Source organism: Dyadobacter sp. CY351 (genome assembly GCF_021502625.1).
In the GTDB taxonomy this organism is placed as follows: Bacteria; Bacteroidota; Bacteroidia; order Cytophagales; family Spirosomataceae; genus Dyadobacter; species Dyadobacter chenhuakuii.
Map to the genome: position 1 here is coordinate 1 of NZ_JAKFFU010000023.1, position 1,441 is coordinate 1,441.

Annotated in this window: 2 protein-coding genes; both read right to left on the reverse strand. The window is 43.7% G+C overall.

Annotation, left to right across the window (positions count from 1 at the left end):
- Positions 1–34: 34 nt before the first annotated feature.
- Positions 35–943 carry an IS3 family transposase gene (locus tag L0660_RS25995; protein ID WP_235162021.1) on the reverse strand — a complete coding sequence of 303 codons (909 nt, stop codon included), beginning with the start codon at positions 941–943 and terminating at the stop codon, positions 35–37.
- Positions 874–1,398, reverse strand: coding sequence for a helix-turn-helix domain-containing protein (locus L0660_RS26000; protein WP_255712421.1), 525 nt, complete (start codon positions 1,396–1,398; stop codon positions 874–876). The genes L0660_RS25995 and L0660_RS26000 overlap by 70 nt, the downstream gene beginning before the upstream one ends.
- Positions 1,399–1,441: the final 43 nt, after the last annotated feature.

Below are 1,441 nucleotides of genomic sequence, written 5' to 3' on the forward strand. Positions count from 1 at the left end.
TGGACTGAACCCCAAAAGTTGGACGGTTTAAAGATTAACGATTAGTGTGATGAGCTCGGTATTGTGCCGGGCTCATTCCGTTTAAATTAAGTCTGATCCTCTCTTTGTTGTAGTAGGTGATGTATTCCTTTATTTCTTTGGCAAGCTGTTGGATTGATTTGTATTTTTTGAGATAGAACAGTTCAGATTTAATCGTACCGAAGAAGTTTTCAATCACTGCATTGTCCAGGCAGTTCCCTTTTCTGGACATACTTTGGGTGATCCCTTTGTCGGCCAGCATGCGTTGATATGCCTTCATTTGATACTGCCAGCCCTGATCTGAATGCAGGATTAGATTGGTTTGGCCATGCAATTTTCTGAATGCCGATCTGAGCATACTATTAATCTGCTTGAAGTTAGGGGACTGCGAGAGATTATAACTAACAATTTCGCCATTAAATAGGTCTATGATCGGTGACAGGTATAACTTTTGATCCTTGACTTTAAACTCGGTAAGGTCAGTTGCCCATTTCTGAGCGGGCCTCTCAGATGTAAAATCCCGGTTTAAAACATTAGGTGCTATCGTGCCCCTGGCCCCTTTGTAGGAGCAGTACTTCTTAATGCGTATCAGCGATTTCAACCCGGAGCTCTTCATGAGCTTTAAAACCGTTTTGTGGTTAATGCGGCAACCTGCGTTCTTCATGGCCAAAGTGATCCTGCGATAGCCCAGCCTACCTTTGTGCTGGTGATAGATCGTTTTGATCTGGCTTTTTGCTTCCTCATACTTGCCGGGCAACGACTTTGTTTGCAAGTGATAATAGAAGTTGCTCCTGGGAATTTTCAGGATCTGCAATAATAGTTCAAGCGGATATTTTTGCCTTAGCTCATCAACAACTAGCGCTTCCTTCTTTGCACTGCTTCTTGTTGCTCCTGTTGGGCTAAGGCTTCCAGCTTTTTTAGCAATTCATTTTCGGCGCGCAGGTACAAATTTTCCCTTTCCAGCTCTTCAAGGCGGGTAAGGGGACCATAAGTCCTTTTGAATGTCGTTTTCTTTGTCATCTTGCTGGGCCTGCCACGGGCATTATTAAAACCATTTATACCAGCGCGCTCAAATTGCCTGGACCACCCCAATAATGTGCTTTGGCTGGGTATTCCGTATTTGAGGCAGCATTCTGCCAAAGATAAACTTTTGGTGCGGTAAGCTAATACTGCCTCGTGCTTGAAGTCGCTGGAATAAACCTGATTGTATTGTGGTAACAAGCCCAGGCTACCTGACTTTTCGTAGTGATTGATCCACTTTCTCAATAAAGAAGAAACTATCCCATGTTTTCGTGCTAAGCCATTGATTGAATTACCCCGTAAGTATGCTTTGATAAGACCTAGCCGGAATTCTGCACTATGTTTTCTGTTTCTGCCCATAAAAATGCCCCCAAGAAGTGTCTAACTTTTTGGGGGCAGTGCA

What these genes read in the sequence shown, in the direction of transcription:
- L0660_RS26000 (WP_255712421.1), bottom strand. Translation starts at nt 1,398, where the DNA reads ATGGGCAGAAACAGAAAACATAGTGCAGAATTCCGGCTAGGTCTTATC.